Below are 4,892 nucleotides of genomic sequence, written 5' to 3' on the forward strand. Positions count from 1 at the left end.
TTTGGTTACTTTTTTATAAATAAAAAAGTAACTTTAAAAGTTCATTTTTTACCAATGTCGTGAACGCAAACAACTCGTCGAGCCGGTGCTTAAATCCTCACGTACATCTAGTAAGCTCCAGTTTTGTGCTCCGTCTCTCCTACAATACAAATTCCTCACCATAAGCGAGTTTTGCAGGAAGCCTATAGTATTTAAATTTAATTTAAAAAAAATTATTAGCTTTGGACTACAACAACAAAGTCTATTCCAATGCCCATTGTACAAACTAGCTTTCTATAAATCTTGAAACCATAACCCAATTAAGATAAATGTCTACTACGGATGCTCCTTTATATAGCGCAAATCATACCTTTAAAGAATTAATTGCTCATGCACAGCGCTATGGTTTTATCTATCCATCCAGTGAAATTTATGATGGTCTACAGTCTATTTATGATTATGGCCCTTATGGCGTAGCCTTAAAGCGGAATCTTCAAAACTTTTGGTGGCAAAGCATGACCCAGTTGCATCAAAACATTGTAGGGATTGATTCAGCCATTATGATGCACCCTACTACCTGGAAAGCTTCTGGCCACATAGATGGCTTTAGTGACCCAATGGTAGACAATAAAGACTCCAAAAAGCGCTACCGTGTAGACCTACTGATAGAGGAACATGCCACGCAATTGGTTGCCCAAGGTAAATCGACTCAAGCCAAAGGCTTAACGGAAGAGATGGAACGCTGTTTAGCAGCTGGTGACTTACCTGGTTTAGATGAATTGCTCCAACAATTTGGTATTCTATGTCCCCTATCTAAGACGGCCGATTGGACCCCTGTGCGTCAATTTAATCTTATGTTTTCTACACAAGTTGGTGCACAAAATGATGAGACAACCATTTATTTACGACCAGAAACGGCCCAAGGTATTTTTGTCAACTTTTTGAATGTGCAAAAAACAGCACGGATGAAAATTCCTTTTGGAATTGCCCAAGTGGGTAAAGCTTTTCGTAATGAAATTGTAGCGCGTCAATTTACCTTTCGTATGCGTGAGTTTGAACAAATGGAAATGCAGTTTTTTATCCAACCTGGAACAGAAAAATGCTGGTTTGACTATTGGCAAGAAAAGCGTAAAGATTGGTATAGCAGTTTAGGTATTCAGCAAGAAAAGATTAACATATATCCGCATAAGCAACTGGCCCATTATGCAACCGCTGCGGTTGACATTGAGTATGCATTTCCATTTGGATACAAAGAGGTAGAGGGGATTCATTCTAGAACAGATTTTGATTTAACCAGCCATCAACATTATGCTAAAAAGAAATTACAATACTTTGACCCTGATTTAAAAAAGAGTTATATACCCTATGTTATAGAGACTTCTGTAGGGCTTGATCGATTGGTTTTAATGTTGTTAAGCAACGCTTTAACAAAAGAAGATAATCCAGTAAATGAAGAGAGCACTACAAGCAGAACCTATTTGAAACTTCCACCACCACTGGCACCCATTAAATCAGCTATTTTTCCACTGGTAAACAAGGATGGATTACCAGAAAAAGCCTTAACACTATTTGACCAACTTAAATATGACTTTCCGCTTATTTATGAGGCAACTCCATCGATTGGTAAACGGTATGCTCGACAAGATCTTATTGGTACACCTTATTCTATTACTATTGATTACCAAACATTAGAAGATGAAACGGTTACCATACGCGAACGAGATTCTATGAGACAATATCGTATCCATATGTCTGAGATAACACACCATTTAGATAGTACAACCAGTATAAAATCACTACTTTTACAGCTAAAAAAGTAGGTTGTACTTGGTTTATATAAAAAATAGTGGTATCGTTGCATTGTATATTTTTTTAGGGGAATTAGCTCAGTTGGCTAGAGTGTCTCGATGGCATCGAGAAGGTCGGGGGTTCGAATCCCCCATTCTCCACTTATATCTTACTGATGCTTACTGATGCTTACATTCATTTCCACCCTTTTACGGCTGGTCAAACAAGGCTTTTTACTGCTTATTCCTATTATTTCCTGTGTTGCGGTACAAGACCCAGAAGGTGGGCCACCTGACCAAACCCCACTTATACTCGTTCGTTCCTGCCCAGAAAACGGTGCATTGAATGTCAAGGGTACAAAAATTCGGTTGACTTTTAATAAAGATATTGGTGTTGTAAACATATACGATAACTTGGTTATCATGCCTAATTTGGATACACCAAAAAATAAACAGCCTTATAGCTATACCGTAAATGGTAAAACGCTAGAAGTGAAATTAAATACCCCATTAAAAGAGGACACTACCTATTCTATTCACTTTAATAAAGCGATTAAAGATACCCATGAGGGTACACAGGCCAGTGGTGAGGTTTTAACGTTTAGTACCGGCTCTTTTATAGATCCCATTACCCTTAAGGGAAAAATTAAAGAATTATTAACTAATAAGCCTGTAGGAGATGTGAGTGTATACCTATATAGTGATACGCGAGATCCGAAAGAATGGCAGGAAAAAGGTATGCCAGATTATTATACTACCGCTGATCAAGAGGGTAATTTTGCCATAAGTTGCATACGGATGGGCAAATATTATATACGGGCCACTACTGGTAAAAATAAAACTTGTAAAATTGATTACGAAAAAGATAAATATGGATTTTTTAAGAATCCTATCGATTTAAATGATTCTCAATATATTGTACTCTCGCTTGTAGCAGCTGATATACGTGACCTGAAGCTACTACGGGGCATGCCCCAAAAAGGGCTTTTTGAAATAGTCTTTAACAAACCTATAACTAAATATGAGCTTACACCCCTTGAAACGGTAGGCACAAAGGGGAAACCACAGCTATATAGTTTGCGCTCCAAGAGCGCTCCTAACACCATTACGGTTTACAATACTTTTGGTCTGCTAGGGGGAGATACCTTTAAAATTAAATTAAAAGCCCAGGATGCCTTACATAGAGCGTTAGAAGAAAGTATAACTATTAGCTTCAAGGAAGGTAAATCAGAGCATACTCAAAAAAGTCTAAGCTATAGTCTATCTCCACGTGTGCTACCTTCTATACTGCCTCATTTCACCGAATCCATTCTATTTAACAAACCGATTAAAACATTTAAAGAAGCGCTCATCTATTTCGAAGGCAAAAATCAACAGAAACTTGCTTTTAAGGACGATGAACTAGAATGGAATAGAGATAAAACTAAGCTTACCATACGAAAACAGTTCACACCACAAGAGATCATGCAATTTTCTACACAAGAACAAGACAGCAAAAAGAAAAGTAAGGTTATCAAGCAGATGATTACGCTACAGGTAGAACCGGGTGCTTGTACGGCATTTGATCAATCAACCCATAAAAAGATTACGCAGAGCTATGTCCTTAGAAATAAAGAAGAAACAGGTACCATTTCAGGGAAAATAGAGACGACTAATGCCCATTTCATCATTGAACTACTCAATGATAAAGATCAAATCGTAGATACCATCCGGAATAAGAAAAGTTATAAATTTACAATGGTGCCTCCTGGTTCTTATAAAATGCGCCTATTAGTGCTTAACGAAGGAGAAGAGGAGTGGTCACCTGGTGATATACTAAAAAATATTGAACCCAATCCCGTATTCTTTTATGAAAAAGATATCAATCTGACAGAAAAATGGGATCTAACGGGCATTGATTTTACCTTTTAATAGGCTAAGGCTTGTATTTATTTCGAATAGTTAATGGTTACAATCTATACAGATGGTTCCGCTAGAGGTAATCCCGGGCCAGGTGGATATGGTGTTATCTTAAAGCACAATGGTGCTACAAAAGAACTGGCGCAAGGTTATAGAAAAACAACCAATAACCGAATGGAGCTATTAGCTGTTATCATAGGTTTAGAAGCGCTCAAGCAAACAGCACAAGAAGTTACCATCTATTCTGATTCGAAATATGTAGTAGACGCCATCGAAAAAGGCTGGCTAAAAAATTGGCTAAAAATAGATTTTAAGGGTAAAAAAAACCCTGATCTATGGAAGCGTTTTTGGATAGTCTATCAAAAACATACAGTTCATTTTTGTTGGATTAAAGGCCATGCTGGCCATTATGAGAATGAACGTTGCGATCAGCTTGCTGTAGCTAGTAGCCATACGAATTTAGTGGTAGACCATTATTACGAAAGTATAAAAAGTACCTAAAGGGTAGTGTATCTATGTACCTATTTACGAAACTAGTAAACAAAAGTATTTTTCAAGCTAGTTTTTTTATATCCATTTACTACTGTGGCAGCAGTGGACTCAAAAACGCCTCTTGTAAAGTATCCATTCAGCACTATGGTAGGGCTATGTATAAAAACGCCCCTTGTAAAATAATTGCGATCAGCAATCACTTCTTACAGCTGAAATAGAAAAACAGTTGACAGAAAGGCTGCAGCGTGGGTTCTGTTTTTCCATCTGTAAGCTGTGATTGCAGCAATTTTTTACCCAGGACTTGATTTTGCTTACTTGTTTATCAATATAAAAGTAAGATAAAAATTCCTTACGGCTTAAGTTTATCAATAGTGGTCATCTTTAAGTTGATGCCATTTTCTGTTCAGGTCACTAGTCAAAAAGTCTTTTTTATGCATGTCGGGAACAAATACAGAAAAGCTGCACTAAGCCTCAAAATTCATGACACTTTCTTTGCAATTTTGTATTTGAATGGCCTGAGAGGGCTTATATTGGATAATTTCAATTAAATTAATAATCATATGAATAAATCTTTTTAGTTATGTCATTTGATATTTCACTATTGCTACTTGGAATTTTTTTGCTATTTACATTAGTTATGTCTTTTTTTTCCTTGAATCAAAGAGCTGCCAACTTTCGGGAGCATGCGGTTGGGCATAGACAGTTTGCTACAGCTACTATAGTGGCCACTATAGT

General features: G+C 37.0%; 3 protein-coding genes and 1 tRNA gene. All 4 read left to right on the plus strand.

The window, feature by feature from the left end; all coding sequences use genetic code 11:
* The first annotated feature begins 308 nt into the window (after window positions 1-308).
* The 4 genes from MUW74_RS03770 to rnhA all read left to right on the plus strand — a co-directional run bounded on the left by MUW74_RS03770 (window position 309) and on the right by rnhA (window position 4,166).
* Complete coding sequence (locus tag MUW74_RS03770) at window positions 309-1,799, plus strand: glycine--tRNA ligase (protein WP_243518288.1); 1,491 nt, start codon at window positions 309-311, stop codon at window positions 1,797-1,799.
* A 55-nt stretch (window positions 1,800-1,854) separates the two neighbouring features.
* Window positions 1,855-1,928: transfer RNA gene (locus MUW74_RS03775), tRNA-Ala, on the plus strand.
* 24 nt (window positions 1,929-1,952) lie between these two features.
* Window positions 1,953-3,677 carry an Ig-like domain-containing protein gene (locus MUW74_RS03780; RefSeq protein ID WP_243518276.1) on the plus strand — a complete coding sequence of 575 codons (1,725 nt, stop codon included), beginning with the start codon at window positions 1,953-1,955 and terminating at the stop codon, window positions 3,675-3,677.
* A gap of 33 nt (window positions 3,678-3,710) precedes the next feature.
* Window positions 3,711-4,166, plus strand: coding sequence for a ribonuclease HI (gene rnhA / locus MUW74_RS03785; protein ID WP_243518274.1), 456 nt, complete (start codon window positions 3,711-3,713; stop codon window positions 4,164-4,166).
* Window positions 4,167-4,892: the final 726 nt, after the last annotated feature.

This window comes from Candidatus Cardinium sp. cBcalN2, from assembly GCF_022810445.1.
GTDB lineage: Bacteria > Bacteroidota > Bacteroidia > Cytophagales > Amoebophilaceae > Cardinium.